A 20,908-nucleotide genomic window follows, 5' to 3' on the forward strand; every position below is an offset into this window, starting at 1 on the left:
CAAAGGCGGGAGCCCAGTCTGGATCCCCGCCTTCGCGGGGCAACATTGCTTGCTTGGGCCCCGTCCGCAGCAACGGGAAAAGAGGTGCAAGTCCCACCCCAAACGGCCCCACCCCGGCGAAGGCCGGGGCCCAGTTGGGGGACGGTGATAACGAAGCGCCGTCCGCTATTACTGAGACTTTTCCACCTGGGCCCCGGCCTTCGCCCGGGTGGCGTAGCGTTGCGGGATGGCGGCACGCGATTGGGCGGTCACGTCGCAAAACGACCGCCGCCCTGACCCTCGCCCTCCTCGCCACCGCCTGTATCGGCCCCCGCCCCGAGGCGCCCACAACCACCGCCGTAACCCCGCCCCCCGCCTGGCGCACCGCACTCGGCCCCGGGGCGCCGATCCGTGCGGACTGGTGGAACGCGTTCGGCGACCCCGTCCTCACCGACCTCGTCGCCCGCGCGCTCGCCAACAGCCCCGACCTCGGCTCCGCCGCCGCGCGCATCGACGAAGCCCGCGCCGCCGCACGTCTTGCCCGCGCGCAACAGACCCCACTCGTCAGCGGCTCCGCACCAAGCACCACCGGCCAGACGGTCAGCCCGTTCGGCACACCCTCCGACGCGATCGGTGCGCAGCCGGCGGTGTCGATCAGCTACGACCTCGACCTGTTCGGCCGCCTCCGCCTTGCGAGCCAAGCCGCCCGCGCGCAACTGCTCGCCAGCGAAGCCGCGCGCGACACCGTCCGGCTCGGCATCGCGAGCAGTGTCGCGACCGGGTACATCACGCTCCGCGCGCTCGACCAGCGCCTCGCCGTCGCGCGCCAGACGCTGGCAGCGCGTGCGGAAGGCCTGCGCATCGCACGTCGCCGCGCCGAGACCGGCTACACCTCGAACCTCGAGCTGCGCCAATCGGAGGCTGAGTTCCACGCCACCGAACAGCTCGTTCCCGCCGCCGAACTCGCAATCAGCCGGCAGGAAAATGCGCTCAGCGTGTTGCTCGGCGACAATCCCGGCCCGATCCCGCGCGGACGCACGCTCGACCAGTTGGCGGCCCCGGCGATCCCGGACGGCCTGCCCGCCGACCTGCTCCGCCGCCGCCCCGATCTGTATCAGGCCGAGCAGACCCTGGTCGCGACCGACCGCTCGCTAGACAGCGCGCGCGCAGCGATGCTGCCGAACCTTGCGCTGACCGGCTCCGCGGGGGTGGTGCTCTCGACTGCACTCGCCAACCCGATCGTGGTGTTCTCGATCGGCGCGAGCGTGCTCAGCCCGATCTTCGACGGCGGGCGGCTCGGGGCACAGGCGGATGCCGCGACCGCGCGTCGCGATCAGGCCGCGTTCGCCTATCGCCGCACCGCGCTGCAGGCGTTCCGCGAGGTCGACGACAGCCTGGCGGGCGTCCAGCGCTCCGGCCAGCAGGCGGTCGCGCTCGCCGGGCAGCGCGATGCGCTCGCGGGGGCGCTGCGCAATGCCTCGAACCGGTACCGCGCGGGGTATTCGGCGTATATCGACCAGCTCGATGCGCAGCGCGGGTTGCTGACCGCGGAACTGTCGCTGGTGCAGGCGCGCGCGGATCGGCTGACCGCGTATGTGACGTTGTACCAGGCGATGGGCGGGGGATGGTCTCGGGAGGATGCGGCGGCGGTGCAGCGCTGATGTTCCCCCGCGAAGGCGGGGGCCCAGGATCAAGCAGCGCAGCGTTCGTTACCCTGGGCTCCCGCCTCCGCGGGAGAACACGCAACAGGTAGAAGGTCACGCGACCATGCATTTTCCTGCCACACTTCGCCCGTAGAGCCGTACCCCATGAAGGCCATCATCCTTGCCGCGGGCCACGGATCGCGGTTGCTGCCGCTCACGCTCACCACGCCGAAATGCCTGGTCGAGGTCGGCGGTCGCGCGATCCTCGACCACCAGCTCGACGCGGTCGCCGCGGCCGGGTTCGACGGCGCGGTGGTGGTCGGCGGCTACCGGGTCGACCAGATCGCGGCGCATCTGGACGCGCGAGACGGTGGCCTGCCGACCGAGCTGGTCTTCAACCCGTTCTGGGCGATCGCCAACAGCATCGGCAGCGTCTGGGCGGCACGCGCGTATCTCGAAGCGCCGTTCGCCTTGATGAACGGCGATACGGTGTTCGAGCCGACGATCCTGCGCACCGCGCTTGGCGGCGACACGGGGGGCGTGGCGTTGCTGGTCGAGCCGCTGGCCAACGCCGGGCTCGACGACATGCTGGTGGAGGCAGACGGCGACCGGGTGATCGCCGTCGGCAAGCACCTCGTCGGCCATGAGGCGACGGATCGTTCGCTCGGGCTGATCGTGTCGCATGGCGGCGCCGCCTATGCCGAGGCGTTACGCGAAGTGATCGGCGAGGAGAACGGCATCCACGCCTATCACCACGCCGTCGTCGGCCGCGTCGCGCGGGGGCCGGGCGTCCGCGCCGTCCGTATCCCGCCGAACGTGCACTGGCAGGAGATCGACCGGCCCGAGGACATCGCGCTCTGGGAACGCGATCACCGGCCATGACCGGCTCCGGCGCGCAGGGAAAAGTCGCGTTCCTGTTTCTTGGCGAGACGCTGCTGATCCCGCATCTCTATCCGATCGTCGAGGCGCTTGCCGCAACGTCGCACGTGCCGATCGAGCTCTGGGTGAGCACGTCGGTGCACGAGACGTTGCTGGCGCGCTGGACGGCGCCCTTCCCGACCGTTCGTATCCGGCGGGCACCGGGGTTTCGTGTCGTTGCGGATGACGGCAGTGGACGTAATCCGGTGCTGCCTGCGAAGATACCGATGCTGTTGCGGCTGCTACCCTATTTGCGCAGCGCGACGGTCGCGGTGTGTGCCGAGCAGACGAGCTTGTGGCTCCCGCGGCTGTTTCCGATGCGCGCGAAGTTCGTGAAGACCTCGCACGGGGTTGGGTCGATGAGCGCGCGCGACGACCCGCGCCGGCGGGCGGCGGCGTTGACGCTGGTGCCGAGCGAATTGGAGCGGCGGACGTACCTCGACCGCGGGTTCGCGCCCGAACGGTTCGTCGCGACCGGCTATGTGAAGGCAGATTTCACGCATCGCACGCACGCCGCGCCGCCGTTCGCGGATACGCGGCCGGTGGTGTTGTATACGCCGCACTGGCAGCAGCATCGCTCGTCCTGGTGGCGCTGGGGGGCGGAGGTGGTGCGGCGGATCGTCGCGGACGGGCGCTACAATCTGATCTTCGCGCCGCACCAGCGACTGGTCGAGAAGGCTCCGGAGGTCGCGGACCTGATGCGCGAGATTGGCGATCTTGCCCATGTGCACTGCGATATCGATGGGTTCGCGATGGTCGATGGGAGCTATACCGGCGTCGCGGACGTGTATCTGGGCGATACGTCGAGCCAGGTGATCGAGTTTCTCATGCGGCCGCGGCCTTGCGTGTTCCTCAATGCGGGGGCGGCCGTGTGGGAGGGCGATACGAATTACGTGATGTGGGGGTGTGGCGAGGTGGTTGATGAGGTTGCGGACGTCGTGGCGGCGGTGGACCGGGCGGCGTTGATGCATGCGGAGTATGTGAAGATTCAGGTGGAGTTCGCCGGGCAATCGCTCGGCGCGGTCGAAGGGGGCGCGGCTCGGGCTGCGGGGGAGATTCTTCGACTGCTGGAGGCCACGCCGGCCCGTTAAGTCTCCACCACCCCGGCGGAGGCCGGGGCCCAATTGGGGGACGTTGCCAACGAGGGACTGCGCGAGATTACTCCGGACGTTCCAATTGGGCCCCGGCCTTCGCCGGGGTGGTTGCAATCGGTGTGGTGCAGTCGTGGTGGGCGGGAAGGTATGCGCCTCGACCTATCCCACGCCCCTCTCGCTTTCACGACCAGATCGGGTAACGGGTGCGGGATGGTAGATTCGACAGCCCCCACGCCAGCGCTCCGGACCGTCCGGGCGAACGACACGCTGCTCTGGGGCATGACCAATGCCGAGCGGATCCGGCGGATCGGCGTCGCGCAAGGGTTGCCGACCGATGGCGACGGCGACACCGGCCCGGTGATCCTCGCCAACCTCGCCTATGCGTTCGACCCGATGTGGATCGCGTATCTGAAGACGCGGCCCGGCACCGTCGTGACGCGCACCGGCGTCCCCGTGCTCGCGCATGTCCGGGGTGCCGACGAGCGCGCGCGGATGACCGCGGCGATGCTCGGCGAGGCACCGCTGGTGCCCGGGCTGACCGTGATCGCCGCCGAGGCCGAGGAAGGCATCCTCAACGAGGCGCTGCGCAAGCGCGAGCGCCCGTTCGCTGAACTGCTCACCCCCGCCGCAGTGCCGGCGATCGAGCGCGCGAGCTATGTCGGCGCGTACAAGGGCGTCACCGACCTGCTGACCAAATATCTGTGGCCCGAATGGGCGCTGGCGATCACGCGGGTCTGCGCGCGCGCCGGGATCACGCCGAACCAGGTGACTGCGCTCGGCTCGGTGCTGTGCATCGTGGCGACCGTGGCGTTCTGGTATGGCTGGTTCTGGACGGGGCTCGCGACCGGGCTGTTCTTCATGGTGCTCGACACCGTCGACGGGAAGCTGGCCAGGTGCACGATCACCTCGTCGAAGCTTGGCAACGCGTGGGATCACGGCGTCGACCTGGTGCACCCGCCGTTCTGGTGGTGGGCCTGGGCGGCGGGGTGCGCGCCGTATGGGCGGCCGCTCGAGGACGGCGTGTTCTGGGCGGTGATCGGGACGATGCTGTTCGGATACGTCGCGCAGCGGCTGATCGAGGGGGCATTCATCGTCCGGTTCGGGATGCACATCCACGTCTGGGAGCGGTTCGATAGCTGGTTCCGGCTGATCACCGCGCGGCGGAACCCGAACATGGTGATTTTGTTCGCGGGGTTGCTGGTGACGCGGCCGGATTGGGGGATCATCGGGGTGGCGGCGTGGACCGCGATCTCGCTGGTGGTGCATCTCGTACGGCTGGTGCAGGCGATGGCGCGCAAGGCCGGGGGCGAGAATCTGGTGAGTTGGCTGGCCTGAGGCTTCGCGGGGTCGCTACCTGCTAACGCCGACCTTCCTCCCTTCCGTTCGTCCTGAGTAGCCATCGAGCAGCTGCTCTTGCAGCGTATCGAGAGGGCGTATCGAAGGACAGGTTGGCGCGCCGAACCTATGCTTCGATACGCGCCCTCGATACGCTTCTGCGAAGCTACTCGGTCGCTACTCAGCACGAACGGTTAGGGAAGTGGGCCGGCCGATCCACCACAGGCAGTAGATCGCCAGCGCGTACAGGAATCGGCTGTAATCGCGCTTGCCCGCGCGGTGATCGGCGAACACCTTGTCTACCGCGCCCGCACGCCAGATGCCCTGTTCGCGCACACCGCTGTCGCGCCAGAGCTGTTCGGCATACGCGCCGAAGTCGCCCGCGAACCACGCGGCGAGCGGCATCTGGAAGCCCTGTTTCCGCCGGTCGAGAATCCCCTCCGGCAGCCACGGCGCGATCGCCTGCCGGATGACGTATTTCCCGATCTTGCCATGCAGCTTCATGTCGGCGGGCATCGACAAAGCGAGGTCGACCATCCCCTGCCCCAGCATCGGCACGCGCACCTCCAGCGAATGCGCCATGCTCGCGCGGTCGACCTTGGTCAGCATCGCGCCGGGGAGGTTGAGTGCAAGATCCGCGAGGCCGAACTGCTCGAGTGTGTCGGTCGAGATCGCGGCGGGATCGGGGAAATATTCCGCGACCAGCGCGGCGATCCCGCCCTCCTCCTCGGCGATGAACTCCGCCGAGAATATCTCGCGGCGAAAGGCCTCGTTCGTGATCTGCGTCTTGGCGAAGAATCGCGCGATCCCGTTCGGGAGCGCGGCGCTGCCGGTGGTCTTTCGCCAGCGTTGCAACACCGCGTTGGCGTGGCGCGACGGCAGCGTCGGCACTGCATCCAGCGCCCGCGCGAGCCTGCGCAACGGGGCCGGGAGCGACCCGATCCGCCGCTCGGTCGCGTGGCGCTTGTAGCCGAAGAACAGCTCGTCGCCGCCATCGCCCGACAGCGCGACCTTCACCTCCTGCGCGGCGATCTGGCTGACGTACCAGGTCGGCACCGCGGACGGATCGGCGAACGGCTCGTCATAGCAATGCTGGACCTCGGGCAGCATCGCCTGCGCATCCGCCAACTCCAGCGTGCGCGTGACGTGGTGGCAGCCGAGATGCCGCGCGATCGCCTCGGCATGCGGCGATTCGTCGAAGCGCGGGTCGGGGAAGCCGATCGTGAAGGTGCGGACCGGGCGGTCGGAGACCTGCGCCATCGCTGCGACCACCGCGGACGAGTCGACGCCGCCCGACAGGAACGCGCCGACATCGACGTCCGCGACCATCTGCTTGCCGATCGTGTCGAGCCATTCGTCGCGGAAGCGTTCGATCCACTCCGCCTCGGACCTGGGTTCAGAGGGATGATAGGCCGGCGTCCAATAGGCGCGCATCGTCGGCGGACCGCTCGCCTCGATCGTCATCACATGGCCCGGCGGCAGGGTGCGGACCTGCGCGTAGATCGAGCGCGGGTTGCGGACATGACCGAAGCTGAAATAATCGTGGAGCGCGCGGCGATCGACGTCGAACGCCATCCCCGGCAGCAACGTCAACGTCTTGAGCTCGGAGCCGAACGCGAACCCGGCCGCCTGGTTGGTATAGTATAGCGGCTTGATGCCGATCGGGTCGCGCGCCAGCGTGAGCCGTCGGGCGTGCGTATCCCACACCGCGACCGCGAACATGCCGTCGAGCTTTGCCCAGACATCGTCGCCCCAGCGTTCATAGCCGGCGAGGATGACCTCTGTATCGCCCGCGCTGTCGAACACGCGGCCGAGCGCCTGCAACTCGCGCCGCAATTCGCGGAAATTGTAGATCTCGCCGTTGAAGACGAGCGCATAGCGATGGTCGGGCGAGTGGAACGGCTGGTGCCCGCCTTCGATGTCGATAATGCTCAACCGGCGCATCCCGAAGCCGAAATCGCCATCGGTCATCACGCCCTGGTCATCGGGTCCGCGGTGCAGGATCGTGTCGCACTGCGCGGTAATGAGGCGGGGCAAGACGACACCGCCACCTCGTGCGTAAAGGCCGGCAATTCCGCAGATGACGAACGATCCCTCGCATGACGGCAGCACCGCCGCCCGAACGCGCGCGGTCTAGGAGCCGGCCAGCGCTTTGTCACCTTCGGGCGCGCCGGCCCCTTCTTCACACCTCACGGCCCCCGGGCACCTTGCCGCACTCGCCGTCGCGCTCTAGGGGCCGATCGCAGATGGTTCAGGACCCCGCTCCTTCTCCGGCCCTGGCGGATGCGCCGGCACGCGCCGGCACGACCGGGATTTTCCGGGCGGCAGCGCGCAACCTCGGCTGGCTGCTCGCCAGTCGCAGCGTGCTGGCGATCCTGTCGCTCTTCTATCTCGGGTTCGCGACCCGCACGCTGGGCGTGGTCGATTTCGGCCGGTTCGCGCTGATCTCGGGTGCGGCGCAGGCGCTCGCCACGTTCGTCGGCTTCCAGACCTGGCAGATCATCGTCCAATACGGCGTCGAACCGATGCAGCATGGCGACACGCCGCGGCTCGCACGCCTGCTCCGGTTGTCGGCGATCCTCGACATCTGCAGCGCGCTAGTCGGCGCCGTGCTGACCGTCGCGATCCTGTTCGCCTGGAGCGACGGGTTCGGCATCCCGCCCGACCTGATGCGCGATACGCTGATGTTCGCGGTGGTGCAGCTGATCACGATCCGCTCGACCCCGCTAGGCATCCTCCGGCTGCGCGACAAATTCTCGCTGTCGGCGGTGGCGGACAGCATGACGCCGATCATGCGATTCGTCGGCGCGGGCGCGGCGATGCTCTTCGAACCGACGATCCGCGGCTTCATGCTCGCCTGGGCGGTCGCCGAGATCGTTACTGCCGCGACCTACTGGATCATGGTCGCGAAAAGCGGCGACCTGCGGCTGCTCGCGAGCGGCCGGGGGACATGGCGGCAGGTCCGCGACGAGAACCCCGGCATCGTCCGCTTCTCGCTCAGCACCAACGCGAGCGCGACGCTGGGCCTGTCGAGCAAGCAGATCCCGCTGCTGCTGGTCGGCGCGTCGATCGGCCCGGCGGCGGCGGGTGCGTTCCGGCTGGCGACGCAACTAGCCCAGGCATTGGCGAAACTGTCGCAGATGCTGTCGCGCGCCGCCTTCCCCGAGATCGTCCGTGCGGTCCGCACCGCCGAGCCGTCGCGCCTGCGCCGCATTCTGATCCGGACGATGCTCGCCAGCACCGCCGCCGCGCTCGTCATCCTCGCGATCGTCGCGCTGGTCGGCGAACCGATCCTGAAGGTCATCGGCGGCAAGTCGTTCGTCGGCGCCTACCCGGTATTGTTGTGGCTCGCCGCCGCCGGGTGCTTTGACCTTGCCACCGTCAGCCTCGACACGGTGATGACCGCGCTGCACCGCGCGGGCACGGTGTTCGCGATTCGCGCCGTCGGGGTCGGGTTGCTGTTCGTGGCGGCGTTTGCGTTGATGCCGACATATGGCTCGGCAGGGATTGCCGCTGCGGTCGCCTCCGGATCGGTTGCGGTGGCAATCCTGCTGGGCTTCGCGGCGGCACGGATGACGCGGGCACCGAACCAGGCATAAGCCCACAGAGCGACCGGCGTTTACGATAAACGCCGCGTTCACGTCGCAAATGTCATCTGCGCGCCGCTCTATCGCCACTATTTTCGGGTCTTGGTCTAGCGATGAACTACGCATTCCTTATCGCGCTCGGCGCGGCGACCGCGCTCGTGCCGGTTCAGGCCCGCGCCGCCGAGACCTGCGAAGGCGCACCGGGCAACGGCAACGCCAAGCTGACTCTCGAGGCGACGACACTGCACAACACCGCCGGCGAAGTCGCCTTCGCGATCTATCCCGACGACAAATCCCGGTTTTTGGCAAAGGGTGCGAAGGTAGGGCGAGCTCGCGTGTCTGCCGCAAACCCGCACGCCTGCTTCTGGATGAAGCCCGGCCATTATGCGATCGCGCAATATCACGACGAGAATGGCGATCATAAATTCAACCGGACGTTGCTCATGCCAAAGGAGGGCTTCGGCTTTTCCAACGATGCACCAACCTCGATCGGACTGCCGTCGTTCGACGCGGTCCGCACCGCCTTGCCCGCATCCGGCGCCGTCGTGCGGATGAAGATGCGGTATCGCGGATAACTTGCGTCCGGACTGCGACCGACGCGGAACGGAAATCCTACTGACACAAATTTGTAGCGGTTCTGTACCGTGACGGGTATCCCTATATCGTGGCCGATGCTGTTTCGAACTTTGATGCCTTTGGCGGGCAATCGCTCTCCCCTCCGGTGGTGCCCGCGTGGCTGCCCGAGGGGATGTTCGATTCCGCCGCCTTGGATCGGCCGGGCGTGAACCCGCGCGAGGCTGCTGCGAAGATCCGTACCGGGATCATCTGCAACCCCAAGAGCCATCGTAACCGCAGCAGCGTCGAGGCGACCAAGCCCTTCCTGTCGGGCACCGTTCTGGCCGTCACGCCGCGCACGCAGGACGAGCTCGCCGAAGTTCTGACCGATTTCGCACGTCACGGCATCGAACTGCTGGTTATCGACGGCGGCGACGGCACGATCCGCGACGTGATGACTGCCGCCGCGCGGGTCTGGACCGGTGCTGCGCCGCGCGTTGCGATCGTTCCCTCGGGCAAGACCAACGCGCTCGCGCTCGATCTCGGCATCCCCGACAGCTGGACGCTCGATCAGGCGCTGACCGCGGCACGCCATGGTCGCGTCAAGTTGCGCAGTCCCGTCGAAGTGATCCGCAAGGACAGCGGCGCCAAACTATGTGGCTTCCTGTTCGGCGCGGGCGCGTTCGTCGACGCCACCGCGCTGGCCCAGCGGACGCACCGCGCCGGCGCCTTCAACGGCGTCGCGGTCGGGCTCGCCTTGTGCTGGGCGATCCTGCAGACACTGTTCGGCGGCGCTAACAGCGCTTGGCGTGCGGGCAACCGAATGCGGATCCGCTTCCAGTCTCGCGGCGACGAGGGCGTTCATGCTGCCGGCAAGCACGCCGACACCGATCGCGCGCGCTACATCCTGCTCGCCTCGACGCTGAAGCGCATGCCGATCGGCATCCGTCCGTTCGGCGTCCCCCGCGCCGGGCTGAAGACGCTGCTGGTCGATGCGCCGCCACGCTGGCTCGCCGCTGCGACGCCGTTGATCGTCGCTGGCTCGCCCGCCGCATGGCTCGACCGCGCGGGCTATCACCGGATCGATTCGCCAAGCTTCGACCTGTCGATCGACTCGGGATTCATCCTCGACGGCGAAGTCTATCCCGGCGGCGACCTGACCGTCCGCGAAGCGCGCGCGCTCAGTTTCGTCGTCCCGTGATCACGCTCGGCGACGTCGTCCGCCGCCAGTTGCACGTCCCGACCATCCCCGCGGTACGCGACGTTGCGGCGTTGCTGGCGGAAGGATCGGACGACATCGTGGCGGTGCTGTTCTACGGCTCGAACCTGCGCACCGGCGCGACCGAAGGCGTGCTCGACTTCTACGTGCTGACCGCTGGCCCACCCGAGCGCGGCATGTGGCCGACCGTCAGCTACCGCGAGTTCGACCTGCACGGCGACACGCTGCGCGCGAAGATCGCCACCATGCGGCTGGCAACCTTCGCGAAGGCGGCGGCGGCGCGGACTCTCGACACGACGATCTGGACCCGGTTCGTGCAACCCTCGGCGCTGGTCTGGGTACGCGATCCGGACACCGCGTCGCAGGTGGCCGCGGCGATCGGCGACGCAGCAAAGTCTGCCGCGCGTTTTGCTGCGGCGCTCGGACCCGCGACGGGGACTGCCGACAGCTATTGGCGAGCGCTGTTCCGACAGACTTACGCTGCCGAACTCCGCGTCGAACGCAAAGGCCGCGAGGGGCAGATCCTCAGCTTCGATCCAGGCCGGTACAGCGAACTCCTGCCGCTCGCCTGGACCGCGGACGGCATCGCGTTTCGTGACGACGCCGGCTTGCTCAAACCCGACATGTCACCGGCGCGACGCCGGGCTTTGCTTCAGGCCTGGGCACGCCGCCGCCGCGCCGGCAAACCGCTCAACATCGCTCGCCTGGTACGCGCTGCCTTCACCTTCGAGGGCGCCGCGCGCTACGGTATCTGGAAGGTCGAGCGCCACACCGGCGTCGCCGTGCCGCTGACCCCATGGCGTGAGAAGCATCCGATCCTCGCTGCACCCGGTGTATTATGGCGGGTCTGGCGCGCGCGAGCGCAGACGAGTGAAAAGACGGTATGAGCAAAGGATTCAATGCGCTGATCCTCGCGGGATCACGCGGCGGCGTCGATCCGGTCGCGGCCTATGGCGGCGTCTCGCACAAGGCGCTGATCGTGCTCGACGGCCAGACCCTGCTCGCCCGTGTTGCGCAGGCGCTGCGTGAGGCCGGCGCAACGCAGATCGCGGTCTCGGTGTCCGACGACACGGTCCGAGACGCTGCCACCGCGCTTGGCCTCACTGTCCTGACCGCCGCATCCGGCCCCAGCCGCAGCGTCCGCGACGGGATCGAGGCGCTCAGCACCCCGCTCCTCGTCACCACCGCTGACCATGCGCTGCTCCAGCCCGAATGGATCACCCGGTTCCTCGCCGATGTACCGGCGAACGCCGACGTCGCCGCCCTGCTCGCGCGCCAGGACGTGATCGAAGCCGCCGCGCCCGGCACAAAACGCACCTATCTCCGCTTCGCCGATGGTGCGTGGTCCGGGTGCAATCTGTTCCACTTCGCCACGCCCCGCTCGGTCGCCGCGATCGATCTCTGGGCGCAGGTCGAGGCGGATCGCAAGCGGCCATGGCGGATCGTCCGTAGGCTCGGAATCGGCACGCTGTTCCGTTACATGTCGGGTCGCCTGACATTGGTCGCTGCCCTCGCGCACCTCGGACGTCTCGCCGGCCTGAACGCCGCAGCGGTGGCCAGCCCGTTCGGCCTCGCCGCGGTCGATGTCGACAAGCCGGCCGACCTCGACCTTGTCCGAGACCTGATCGCCCGCCGCTAAGGTCCGTACACCGCGAACGGCAGCGTCGTCTTTCGCGGAGAAATTGCCTCAAGCTACCGCTCCCCCCTGTCCCCGAACCGCCGCTTGGTGCAAAGCGCGGCCCATGCAGACGCTCGCGACCCACCCCGCCCCGACCGTAACCAGTTCGCCTGCGATCGGTATCTACGGCAGCGCCGGCCGCATGGGCCGAGCGATCGTCGACGCGATCGAGGCGGCCGGCGCCTCCCTCGCCGGTGGCGTCGACGCGCGCGAGGACCCGAACCCGCTCGCCCGTACTGCCGACGTACTGGTCGATTTCTCGACGCCCTCCGCGGTTGAGGCGCATCTCGCCGCAGCGCGCGCGGCTGGTACCGCTATCGTGATCGGCACCACCGGCCTGTCGCCGCAGCACCAGTCGATGATCGACGACGCGGCGAAGGACATCGCGATCCTCCAGACCGGCAACACTTCGCTCGGCGTGACCCTGCTCGGCATCCTCGTGCGCGAGGCCGCCGCGCGGCTCGGCGCCGACTGGGACGTCGAGATCGTCGAGATGCACCACAAGCACAAGGTCGACGCGCCGTCGGGCACCGCGCTCCTACTCGGCGACGCTGCCGCCAAGGGCCGCGGATCGTCACTCGCCGAACTCCGGGTCGACAGCCGCGCCGGCCTTGTTGGCGCACGCACCGAAGGCACGATCGGCTTCGCGTCGCTCCGGGGCGGATCGGTGATCGGCGACCATAGCGTGATCTTCGCGGGTGAAGGCGAGCGAATCGAACTCAACCACCGTGGCGACGATCGCTCGATCTTCGCACGAGGGGCAGTACGCGCGGCGATCTGGCTCGCCGGTCAGCCTGCCGGCCGGTACCGGATGGGCGACGTGCTGGGGCTGTGATGCGGTGAAAAAAGCCGACGTCATCGAGTTTTACGCGCGTCTGGCCGAAGCCGATCCGCATCCCGAAACCGAACTCGAATTCGTCAACCCGTATACCCTAGTCGTCGCCGTCGCGCTCTCCGCGCAGGCCACCGATATCGGCGTCAACAAGGCTACGCGCGCTCTCTTCCGCGAGGTCGATACGCCGGAGAAGATGGTTGCGCTCGGTCTCGATGAGCTGAAGCGCCACATCAAGACGATCGGCCTGTTCAACACCAAGGCGAAGAACGTCATCGCCCTCTCGCAGATGCTGATCGACGATTATGGCGGCGAAGTCCCGAACGATCGCGCGGCACTGGAGCGACTGCCCGGTGTCGGACGCAAGACCGCGAACGTCGTGCTCAACGTCGCGTTCGGCGCCGAGACGTTCGCGGTCGACACGCACATCTTCCGCGTCGGCAACCGCACCGGCCTCGCCCGCGGCAAGACCCCGCTCGCGGTCGAGCTGAAACTCGACAAGGCGACTCCTCAGCCATTCCGTCTCCACGCGCATCACTGGCTGATCCTGCACGGCCGTTATGTCTGCAAGGCGCGGACGCCCGAATGCTGGCGCTGCATCGTGAGCGATCTGTGCGCATACAAACCCAAGACGCCGCTGCCAAAAGGCAGGTCTGCTACGAGTTCGTCACCCCAAGCGGTCATTCACACACCGTCTGAAGAGCCCTGATCGCGAAAACGTCTGGCGTCCCCCGTTTCGCTTTGCTAGGCGGGCCATCCGGCACCCGTAGCTCAGCTGGATAGAGCGCTGCCCTCCGAAGGCAGAGGCCACTGGTTCGAATCCAGTCGGGTGCACCAAGGCTTTCCGCCATTTTTTCGTAATATCGAAAATTCCTATTCCGGTGGTGTTCCGGTGCCTTCCGCAGATGTCGCGGTTTGAGAGGCGTAAGGGTGGGTGAAAGCGCCCGGGCATAAACGCTCGATATCTTCAACAGTCGCTTCCATCAGCTGCTTTGGTCTGAGGGTTTGCGTCTTCCCCCGCTTTCTTGGACTTGCCTTCCCTATCCAGTCCCCTGCGCTTGCGGACCGCGTGAATACGTATGCGCCATGCTTGGTTTCGCGACCGAGCATCCGCACACCGAACGGTAACATGGTCGGCACGATCGGGCATGCGGTGATGGAGGGGAAGTGCATGTCGAGGTTGGCCGCGAGATCCACGATACTGCTAGCGTTGGCCTTCGCCGCGCCTCATGCGTTGGCCGCCCCTAAACCTGTGGTAGCCGAGCAGACTCCTTTGGTCGCCGCGCAGACTGGGGCCGCAAGGACCCCGCCGACAATGACCGTGCCCGCGAAGGTCGCTGACTATCGCGCGCGGCTGCCGCAGGACGAGGTCATCTATTTCCTGCTTCCCGATCGGTTCGAGAACGGCGACCCCACCAATGATCGTGGTGGATTGAGCGGCGGCGCGCAGGTCACCGGCTTCGATCCGACCGCCAAGGGCTTTTTCCACGGCGGCGATCTCAAAGGCCTGACCCGGCGCCTCGACTATATCCAGAACCTCGGCGCAACCGCAATCTGGGTCGGACCGGTGTTCAAGAACAAGCCTGTACAGGGCGCACCGGGCCAGCAATCTGCCGGCTATCACGGCTATTGGATCACCGATTTCACGCAGGTTGACCCGCATCTCGGTACCAACGCGGACTTTGCGGCGCTGGTCGCAGCCGCGCATGGCCGCGGGATGAAGGTCTATATGGACATCATCATCAACCACACCGCGGACGTAATCCAGTACCGCGAGTGCGTCGGCAAACGCGAATGCCCCTATCGCAGCCGGGCAGACTATCCGTACCAGCGTCGGCTTGGCGCCAATGGCGCAGCGATCAATCCAGGCTTCGCCGGCGACGATGTCCACACCGCCGACAACTTCGCCAAGCTCACCCGCAGCGACTATGCCTATACCCCATTCGTCCCCGCCGGCGAACGGGACGTGAAGGTTCCTGCCTGGCTTAACGACGTGCGTTATTATCACAATCGTGGGGACACGACCTATCGCAACGAAAGTTCGACGATGGGCGATTTCGTCGGTCTCGACGATCTGATGACCGAGAATCCTCGGGTCGTGTCCGGGATGATAGACATTTTCGGCGACTGGATCGATCGCTACGGTGTAGATGGCTTCCGCATCGACACCGCGCGTCATGTGAACCCCGAATTCTGGGCTGCGTTCGTCCCTGCGATGCAGGCCCGTGCCGCCGCCAAGGGCATTCCCAATTTCCACATCTTCGGCGAGGTTTCGGACCACGAGGTACGCCCCGCCGTGCTCGCGCAACACACGATCGTCGACAAACTACCCGCGGTACTCGACTTCTCATTCCGACAGGCGATCGTCGAGACGGTTGCGGGTACGCGTGGGACCGACGCATTCGAGGCGCTGTTCGACGGTGACGCGCTATATGCCCGAGGCTTCGACACCGCGGTGACGTTACCGACCTTTACCGGCAATCATGACGACGGCAGGTTCGCGACCTTCGTACGCAAGGCATTTCCGCGAGCGGGCGACGACGAAGTGCTGGCGCGGGTGATGCTGTCCAACGCAATGCTGCTGACGCTGCGCGGGGTGCCGACGATTTATTCTGGCGACGAACAAGGCTTTGTGAGCGACGGTAACGATCAGGACGCCCGCGAGGACATGTTCGCCAGCAAGGTCGCGGTGTACAACGACAATCATCTGATCGGCACCGACAGCACAACCGCCACCGCGCATTTCAGCGGCGACAATCCGCTGTTTCGCCAGACGGCCATTTTGGCACGACTCCGCACCGCCACGCCCGCACTGACCCGCGGCCGGCAGACGCTCCGCGCGCGTGAGGACATGCCGGGGCTGCTCGCGATCTCGCGCTTCGATCCGGTCACGAAGGCGGAAGTCCTGCTGGCGTTCAACACCGCGACGACTGCGCTGACCCGGCAGGTGGAGATCGGCGTCGGCGCGACGTCGGCACGGACGCTTGCCGGCACGGGCTGCGGCAAGATCGCAGCCCCCGGGAGCCTTACCGTCACGCTCCCTCCGCTCGGCTATGCGGTCTGCGCGCTCGCCACACCGCGCTGACCAACCGCATGCGCCGTCAACGCGGCCATGCCAGGTTGAGGAAGATCAACTTCCCACGAGGATGCCGGGTATCGGCGACCTACCGGTATTGTAGCGTCGGAGCGGACCGTTCATGCGGTGCGTGCCCGCCCCCGGCGGTACGGGTATAACGGAGACCGTCATGAGAATCGCGATCATTGGTGCGGGCATTGCCGGTCTGTCGTGCGCGCTTCGCCTGCAGGACGCCGGCCACGGTGTCACGCTGTTCGACAAGGGCCGCGGTGCCGGCGGGCGGATGTCGACACGACGTGTCGAGACGTCTGCGGGTGAGGCAGCGTTCGATCACGGCGCACAATATCTGACGGCGCGCGATCCGGCCTTTGTCACGGCGGTCGGCGAATGGGCGGCAGCTGGGCTGATCGCCCGCTGGCCCGCGGCGGGGGACGATGCCTGGGTCGGCACCCCGGGCATGAACGCGATCGTCAAGTATCTCGCCGACCAAGCCGACGTTCACTGGCGGCACCGAGTGACCGAGATTCGCCGCAGCGATGCGGGCTGGCATATCGCGCTGTCTCCGACCGATCTCGCTCCTAGCGACCTATCCCCGACCGATTCTCTTATAGCAGGCCCGTTCGACGCCGTCGTTATCGCCGTTCCCGCCGAACAGGCCGCGCCGCTATTGGCCGATCATGATCCGGTAATGGCGGCCGAGGCCGAGGCCTGCCGCTCCTCGCCGAGCTGGACTGTAATGCTGGCCTTTGCCCAACCCGTGGCGATTGCCGACGACATAATCAGACACGCCGGCATCATCGGCTGGGCGGCGCGCAACAGCGCCAAGCCGGGGCGTCACGGCCCGGAGGCGTGGGTGGTCCAGGCCACGCCGGATTGGTCGACGACCCATCTCGAAGACTCGGCGGACAGCGTTGTCGGGCGGCTCCTCGCGGCATTGGCGGATCATGCCGAAGAGCCAATGCCCGAGCCGATCGTCCGCGCCGGGCATCGCTGGCGTTACGCCCGCGCCACTGCTGCCAATCACGGCGCGCTGTGGAACGCCGAGGCAAGACTTGGCGCCGCGGGCGATTGGCTGCTCGCGCCGCGGATCGAAAGCGCGTGGCTATCGGGCCGCATGCTCGCGGATCGGATGTTGGGCGGCTAGGTCTGCCGTAACACTGCAGACGGCAGTTCCAGACGCCGTTCGAGCCGCCGTTCGAGCCAGCGCGACAACAGCAGATGCGGCAGGGCGACGGCCGCCAACAACTGAAACGCCTGTGCCGTTATATCGGTCGGCAAGCCCTCGACGTGCGTCGCAAAAACCAACCACCCGCCGATCGCGAACGCGGACATCCCTGCTCCGGTCGCCAGCCACATTGTCCGCGACATTCCGGCCAGCACTGTACGGGCGGCAGCGATATGGCGTGGCGAATGCAGAAACACGAAGAAAAGCGCGAAGCCCGCGACGGGTGGCATCACGATCAAAGCCAGAATCGCGAACGCCGTCGCCGCTGCCCACTCGCGCGCGCCTTCGTGCCACGCCACCCCGATCCCCACGCCGGTCACCAGCAACGCAACCGGCGCCAATGCGATCATCGCTTGCGCGACGACCTCACCGCCGGGGCCGCCCGCCATGCTGACAAAGAGTTGGGCGACCGTCGCTGGGTGGCCGATCGCGGGCGCCGCGATGATCGCAGTGCCCGCTGCCATTCTGAGCAGCGGCTCGTCGATCATCGTCCAGTCCTCACCGAAATGGATCGCTGCAACGATCAGGAACAGGATCAGCGCTACTACCGGGGTGACCAGCCACAGCACCGACATCGTGGCTGCGACACCGATGTACGCCATAACAGCCAGCCCCAGCCCGCCGCTGCGAAGACCGGTCGAGCGGGCGAGTAGCGCGATGTCGTAGGCGCCATGCGGCAATCCGCCCGCAACGAAGACCAGGGTCGCGATTGTCGTCGCGGTGGGTCCATCGAGCGGCAGCTGCGCGGCAGACGCGATGACGAGATACACGCCGGCAAGCCAGAACGCAGCCGACACGACACCACCGCGCCCAATCTGGACGCGGTGGTGGTTCGTGCTGACAGCACCCATCATGCGGCGCCGGGCACCGCGATCACTCGGCGTGAACCAGCGGGCTGTGCGCCTCGACCTGCGACTTGCGCACCGAGATCATGAAGATCAGGACGCCCACGCCGGCCTTCGCGACGATGTCTGCGATGGTGTAGCCAAGCTGGATCACGGTCGTTGCGGTGGCGCCGGTTAGGTTGGCGTAGGGCGCCATGTATACAATTGGGTAAAATCCCCAGGATGCGAACGTCAGCAGGCGCGCGCGGCGGACCAGATCGCGTGCCGCGACAGGCTGCTGTTCGATCGACTCGCCAAGCCCGCGAAACAGCTCCCAAACGATGTAGACGAACGGGATCGCCGACAGCGTCCCCCACAGCGCACGGGTAGGAATATCGGCCGCGATCTCGCCGGGATAGCCCAGCACGATCATCAGCGCCGCCGCGGATCCGAGCCGGACCGTCTTCGACGACGTCTGTTCCGGCGACAGCCGCATCACGAGCACCAACTCGACCAGCAGGAGCGGCACGGTCAGCAACCAGTCGACATAGCGATAGGCATCGTTGAAGGCGAAACCGGTCGCCGCGATCACGCCGTCCTTGAAGGTATAGGCCGCATTCCAGCTCTCGAAGATGCGCAGATAATGATACGCCGCGATCGCGGTCACCAACCCGGAGATCGTGACCGCGGTACGATACGCCGGTGCGACCTGCGATCGACTGAGCCAGAGAAAAGCGGTCGCCGCGGCCATCGTCGCGAACGTGAACGAAAACGCATTATAGACCAGCGAGAACTGGAACGGGGTTATGATGTCCATCGGGATCTCCATCACCTTGCTGCGCCGGGCTTGCTACAGTGGCATGCCGGGCTAGTTGCGGGCGATGCGAGCCGATCATCGCCGGTTCGGTCTCACCCGAGGATGGCGCCACAGCGACCTTGAAGGGTATCGGAGGGAGTTCCACCCAGGACCCACGGCGTTGGCTGATACGCCCCGCGCCCTGGCCGCTGTGACGACCGAGTCCGGAATACGCCCCGCCAGACCCGCCTGCGATACGGAACTTGGTCCATATCGGTCGTTACGTCGCACGCCGCTGACTCGCCGCGCGGTGTCCGGATCGCGGCCCCGAACCGCGGCTCAAAGACCGGCTTCGACCGCCAATCGGATAAGGTCGGCGGTGGTCCTGAGGCCGAGACGCTCCATCAGGATGCCGCGGTGCATCTTCACGGTCTTTTCGGCGAGTCCCAGTTCTCCGGCGATCTGCTTGTTGAGCAGGCCCTGCGCGACCAGCTTGAGGACCTGACCCTGGCGCGGCGAGAGCGCCTTGACCATCTCGGCGGCGCGAATCCGTCGCATGCTGGTCGGCGTCGCCGCATTGGTATCGATCTCGACCTGCGAGCCCAGAAAGTACAGCAGACGGTCCTCCTCGTCATACAGCGGGGCGACCAGAACGGCATTGCGAAACGGTTGCCCGTTACGCTTGTAATTGAGGATCTCGACCAGCACGGGCTTGTGCTCGCGGACCCCGCGCCGAATCTCCTCGGACAGCCACGGCTCGGTCGCCGGTCCCGACAGGAATCGGCAGTTACGCCCGATGACATCCTCGGCGGGGTAGCCGGTCAGATCGCAAAATGGCTGATTGCAGGCAACGATCGGGTTGTCGGGAAGCCGCGGATCACTGATGACCGAGGGAATCGGACTGTCGGTAACCAACTGGATCAGCCGCCGATTGGACGGCACCGATACCTCCGCCAAAACCATCTTCCCCCCAGCCCCTTTCATCCGTCTGCGTCCACGTAGAGACGCCTGCCCGACGTTTGCCGGCGCTCGCAAGGGGTAGCATGGATCTGTGCCAAGCGTGCACCGCGATATTCGCCGTGACGATGCTCAATCTTTCTTCTCCGGCGCGAACCCCTTGCTTGCGCCAACGCTCTTGGGCAGGGCCTGTCCTTTTCCAGGAGTGCAAAGCCATGCCAAGCCGTATCACCGTCGACCAAGCGAGCCTTACCGACAACGACGTCGCCCACCAGATCGAGTTCACCGCCGAGATCGATGGCGACGAGCGCGATTTCGCAGTGAAATATGCCGTGCTCCGCGAACTCAGCGGCGACGAGCCCGAGAACGACGCGCTCGAACTGTTCGAACGGTTCAGCGATGAAATCCTCGACGTCTGTGCCGATGTCGCCGACCAGCGTCCCAACGCGAACGTGGTCGTCATCGACGACGACGATCTCGAATAAGCGGCCTACGCCCCGACCGTTTCGAGTCCGTTTCCAGTCCGCTTCGCCCCGGGCAGCCGATCGAGATCCTGCGCGTTCACGCCGTTCACCACGGAGAGACCATCATGAAGCTCTATTATTCGCCCGGCGCCTGCAGCCTTGCAGATCATATCGCGCTGCACGAGGCGGGACTGCCGTTCGAGCATGAAAAGGTCGACCTGAAGGCCAAGCGGACCGAGAGCGGTGCCGATTTCACGACGATCAATCCCAAGGGCTATGTGCCGGCCCTGACGCTGGATTACGGCGAGACGCTGAGCGAGAACATCGCCATCCTCGACTGGATCGCGCATCAGGATACGGCGCTGAAGCCCGCGGGTGCGATGGGGCATACGCATCTTCTCGAAGCACTGGCGTTCATCTCGACCGAGATCCACAAGAGCTTCAAGCCGTTCTTCTCGGGTGCGGGGGATGACGAGAAGGCAAAGGCCGCCGAGACGATCGTCAAGCGGATGACCTATCTGGCGGACACGATGCAGGGTGATTTCCTGTTCGGCGCGGACGTCAGCGTCGCCGATTTTTATCTGTTCGTCATGCTGTTGTGGGCACGAAAGAACGAAATCGCCGTCCCCACCAATCTGGCCGCGTTCCGCGACCGGTTGATGACACGTCCGTCCGTCCAGAAGGCGATGCAGCACGAAGGCCTGATCTGACCACGAGCGATGCGCG

The 20,908-nt window shown here is 66.6% G+C and carries 19 protein-coding genes and 1 tRNA gene; 16 read left to right on the forward strand and 4 right to left on the reverse strand.

Annotated features, from left to right (window positions below; translation table 11 throughout):
• Positions 1 to 272 precede the first annotated feature (272 nt).
• From C8J40_RS09920 to C8J40_RS09935, 4 genes are all read left to right on the forward strand, one after another.
• Positions 273 to 1,640, forward strand: a complete 1,368-nt coding sequence (locus C8J40_RS09920) for an efflux transporter outer membrane subunit (RefSeq protein WP_132896995.1) — start codon at positions 273 to 275, stop codon at positions 1,638 to 1,640.
• A 147-nt stretch (positions 1,641 to 1,787) separates the two neighbouring features.
• Entirely contained in the window at positions 1,788 to 2,504 is a 717-nt protein-coding gene (locus C8J40_RS20565) for a phosphocholine cytidylyltransferase family protein (RefSeq protein WP_132896876.1), read from the forward strand.
• Positions 2,501 to 3,631, forward strand: a complete 1,131-nt coding sequence (locus C8J40_RS09930) for a hypothetical protein (protein ID WP_132896877.1) — start codon at positions 2,501 to 2,503, stop codon at positions 3,629 to 3,631. Before C8J40_RS20565 ends, C8J40_RS09930 begins: the two co-directional genes overlap by 4 nt.
• Positions 3,632 to 3,844: 213 nt before the next feature.
• A complete protein-coding gene (locus C8J40_RS09935; RefSeq protein WP_132896878.1) occupies positions 3,845 to 4,969 on the forward strand; it encodes a CDP-alcohol phosphatidyltransferase family protein in 1,125 nt (374 codons plus the stop codon).
• A gap of 177 nt (positions 4,970 to 5,146) precedes the next feature.
• On the opposite strand, the gene asnB is transcribed toward C8J40_RS09935, so the two are convergent.
• Entirely contained in the window at positions 5,147 to 7,081 is a 1,935-nt protein-coding gene (gene asnB, locus C8J40_RS09940) for an asparagine synthase (glutamine-hydrolyzing) (RefSeq protein ID WP_279432589.1), read from the reverse strand.
• Positions 7,082 to 7,215: 134 nt separating this feature from the next.
• Between asnB and C8J40_RS09945 the strand changes: the two genes are divergently transcribed.
• From C8J40_RS09945 to C8J40_RS09990, 10 genes are all read left to right on the forward strand, one after another.
• Complete coding sequence (locus C8J40_RS09945) at positions 7,216 to 8,568, forward strand: lipopolysaccharide biosynthesis protein (protein WP_132896879.1); 1,353 nt, start codon at positions 7,216 to 7,218, stop codon at positions 8,566 to 8,568.
• A gap of 101 nt (positions 8,569 to 8,669) precedes the next feature.
• The gene (locus C8J40_RS09950; protein ID WP_132896880.1) at positions 8,670 to 9,131 is read left to right on the forward strand and encodes a DUF2141 domain-containing protein; all 462 of its coding nucleotides are present in this window, start codon (positions 8,670 to 8,672) and stop codon (positions 9,129 to 9,131) included.
• Positions 9,132 to 9,220: 89 nt separating this feature from the next.
• A complete protein-coding gene (locus C8J40_RS09955; protein WP_132740293.1) occupies positions 9,221 to 10,312 on the forward strand; it encodes a diacylglycerol kinase family protein in 1,092 nt (363 codons plus the stop codon).
• Entirely contained in the window at positions 10,309 to 11,217 is a 909-nt protein-coding gene (locus C8J40_RS09960) for a hypothetical protein (RefSeq protein ID WP_243693304.1), read from the forward strand. Before C8J40_RS09955 ends, C8J40_RS09960 begins: the two co-directional genes overlap by 4 nt.
• Positions 11,214 to 11,969, forward strand: a complete 756-nt coding sequence (locus tag C8J40_RS09965; protein WP_132896881.1) for a nucleotidyltransferase family protein — start codon at positions 11,214 to 11,216, stop codon at positions 11,967 to 11,969. The genes C8J40_RS09960 and C8J40_RS09965 overlap by 4 nt, the downstream gene beginning before the upstream one ends.
• 103 nt (positions 11,970 to 12,072) lie before the next feature.
• Complete coding sequence (dapB, locus tag C8J40_RS09970) at positions 12,073 to 12,843, forward strand: 4-hydroxy-tetrahydrodipicolinate reductase (protein ID WP_132896882.1); 771 nt, start codon at positions 12,073 to 12,075, stop codon at positions 12,841 to 12,843.
• 4 nt (positions 12,844 to 12,847) lie between these two features.
• A complete protein-coding gene (gene nth, locus C8J40_RS09975) occupies positions 12,848 to 13,549 on the forward strand; it encodes an endonuclease III (RefSeq protein ID WP_132896883.1) in 702 nt (233 codons plus the stop codon).
• A gap of 51 nt (positions 13,550 to 13,600) precedes the next feature.
• A tRNA-Arg gene (locus C8J40_RS09980) sits at positions 13,601 to 13,677 on the forward strand.
• Positions 13,678 to 14,155: 478 nt separating this feature from the next.
• Positions 14,156 to 15,925, forward strand: coding sequence for an alpha-amylase family glycosyl hydrolase (locus tag C8J40_RS09985; RefSeq protein WP_243693305.1), 1,770 nt, complete (start codon positions 14,156 to 14,158; stop codon positions 15,923 to 15,925).
• Between the two features lie 160 nt (positions 15,926 to 16,085).
• Entirely contained in the window at positions 16,086 to 17,060 is a 975-nt protein-coding gene (locus C8J40_RS09990; protein WP_132896885.1) for an FAD-dependent oxidoreductase, read from the forward strand.
• Here the strand turns inward: C8J40_RS09990 and C8J40_RS09995 are convergent.
• From C8J40_RS09995 to C8J40_RS10005, 3 genes are all read right to left on the reverse strand, one after another.
• The gene (locus tag C8J40_RS09995) at positions 17,057 to 17,995 is read right to left on the reverse strand and encodes a Brp/Blh family beta-carotene 15,15'-dioxygenase (protein ID WP_243693306.1); all 939 of its coding nucleotides are present in this window, start codon (positions 17,993 to 17,995) and stop codon (positions 17,057 to 17,059) included. The genes C8J40_RS09990 and C8J40_RS09995 overlap by 4 nt on opposite strands.
• Before the next feature lie 19 nt (positions 17,996 to 18,014).
• Positions 18,015 to 18,782: a bacteriorhodopsin-like gene (locus tag C8J40_RS10000; protein WP_132896886.1), complete on the reverse strand. Its 768-nt coding sequence runs from the start codon at positions 18,780 to 18,782 to the stop codon at positions 18,015 to 18,017.
• 318 nt (positions 18,783 to 19,100) lie between these two features.
• Entirely contained in the window at positions 19,101 to 19,703 is a 603-nt protein-coding gene (locus tag C8J40_RS10005; RefSeq protein WP_332754324.1) for a LuxR C-terminal-related transcriptional regulator, read from the reverse strand.
• 230 nt (positions 19,704 to 19,933) lie between these two features.
• Between C8J40_RS10005 and C8J40_RS20260 the strand changes: the two genes are divergently transcribed.
• On the forward strand, positions 19,934 to 20,203 hold the full coding sequence (locus C8J40_RS20260; protein ID WP_165886556.1) for a DUF1488 family protein: 270 nt from the start codon (positions 19,934 to 19,936) through the stop codon (positions 20,201 to 20,203).
• 104 nt (positions 20,204 to 20,307) lie between these two features.
• A complete protein-coding gene (locus C8J40_RS10015) occupies positions 20,308 to 20,892 on the forward strand; it encodes a glutathione S-transferase N-terminal domain-containing protein (RefSeq protein WP_132896888.1) in 585 nt (194 codons plus the stop codon).
• The last annotated feature ends 16 nt before the right edge of the window (positions 20,893 to 20,908 follow it).

The organism is Sphingomonas sp. PP-CC-3A-396, from assembly GCF_004343105.1.
Taxonomy (GTDB): Bacteria; Pseudomonadota; Alphaproteobacteria; order Sphingomonadales; family Sphingomonadaceae; genus Sphingomonas.

Coding starts and splice junctions, on each gene's coding strand:
- C8J40_RS20565 (WP_132896876.1), top strand. CDS start 1,788: ATGAAGGCCATCATCCTTGCCGCGGGCCACGGATCGCGGTTGCTGCCG.
- C8J40_RS09930 (WP_132896877.1), top strand. CDS start 2,501: ATGACCGGCTCCGGCGCGCAGGGAAAAGTCGCGTTCCTGTTTCTTGGC.
- C8J40_RS09935 (WP_132896878.1), top strand. CDS start 3,845: ATGGTAGATTCGACAGCCCCCACGCCAGCGCTCCGGACCGTCCGGGCG.
- C8J40_RS09945 (WP_132896879.1), top strand. CDS start 7,216: ATGGTTCAGGACCCCGCTCCTTCTCCGGCCCTGGCGGATGCGCCGGCA.
- C8J40_RS09950 (WP_132896880.1), top strand. CDS start 8,670: ATGAACTACGCATTCCTTATCGCGCTCGGCGCGGCGACCGCGCTCGTG.
- C8J40_RS09965 (WP_132896881.1), top strand. CDS start 11,214: ATGAGCAAAGGATTCAATGCGCTGATCCTCGCGGGATCACGCGGCGGC.
- dapB (WP_132896882.1), top strand. CDS start 12,073: ATGCAGACGCTCGCGACCCACCCCGCCCCGACCGTAACCAGTTCGCCT.
- C8J40_RS09985 (WP_243693305.1), top strand. CDS start 14,156: ATGACCGTGCCCGCGAAGGTCGCTGACTATCGCGCGCGGCTGCCGCAG.
- C8J40_RS09990 (WP_132896885.1), top strand. CDS start 16,086: ATGAGAATCGCGATCATTGGTGCGGGCATTGCCGGTCTGTCGTGCGCG.
- C8J40_RS09995 (WP_243693306.1), bottom strand. CDS start 17,995: ATGATGGGTGCTGTCAGCACGAACCACCACCGCGTCCAGATTGGGCGC.
- C8J40_RS10000 (WP_132896886.1), bottom strand. CDS start 18,782: ATGGACATCATAACCCCGTTCCAGTTCTCGCTGGTCTATAATGCGTTT.
- C8J40_RS20260 (WP_165886556.1), top strand. CDS start 19,934: ATGCCAAGCCGTATCACCGTCGACCAAGCGAGCCTTACCGACAACGAC.
- C8J40_RS10015 (WP_132896888.1), top strand. CDS start 20,308: ATGAAGCTCTATTATTCGCCCGGCGCCTGCAGCCTTGCAGATCATATC.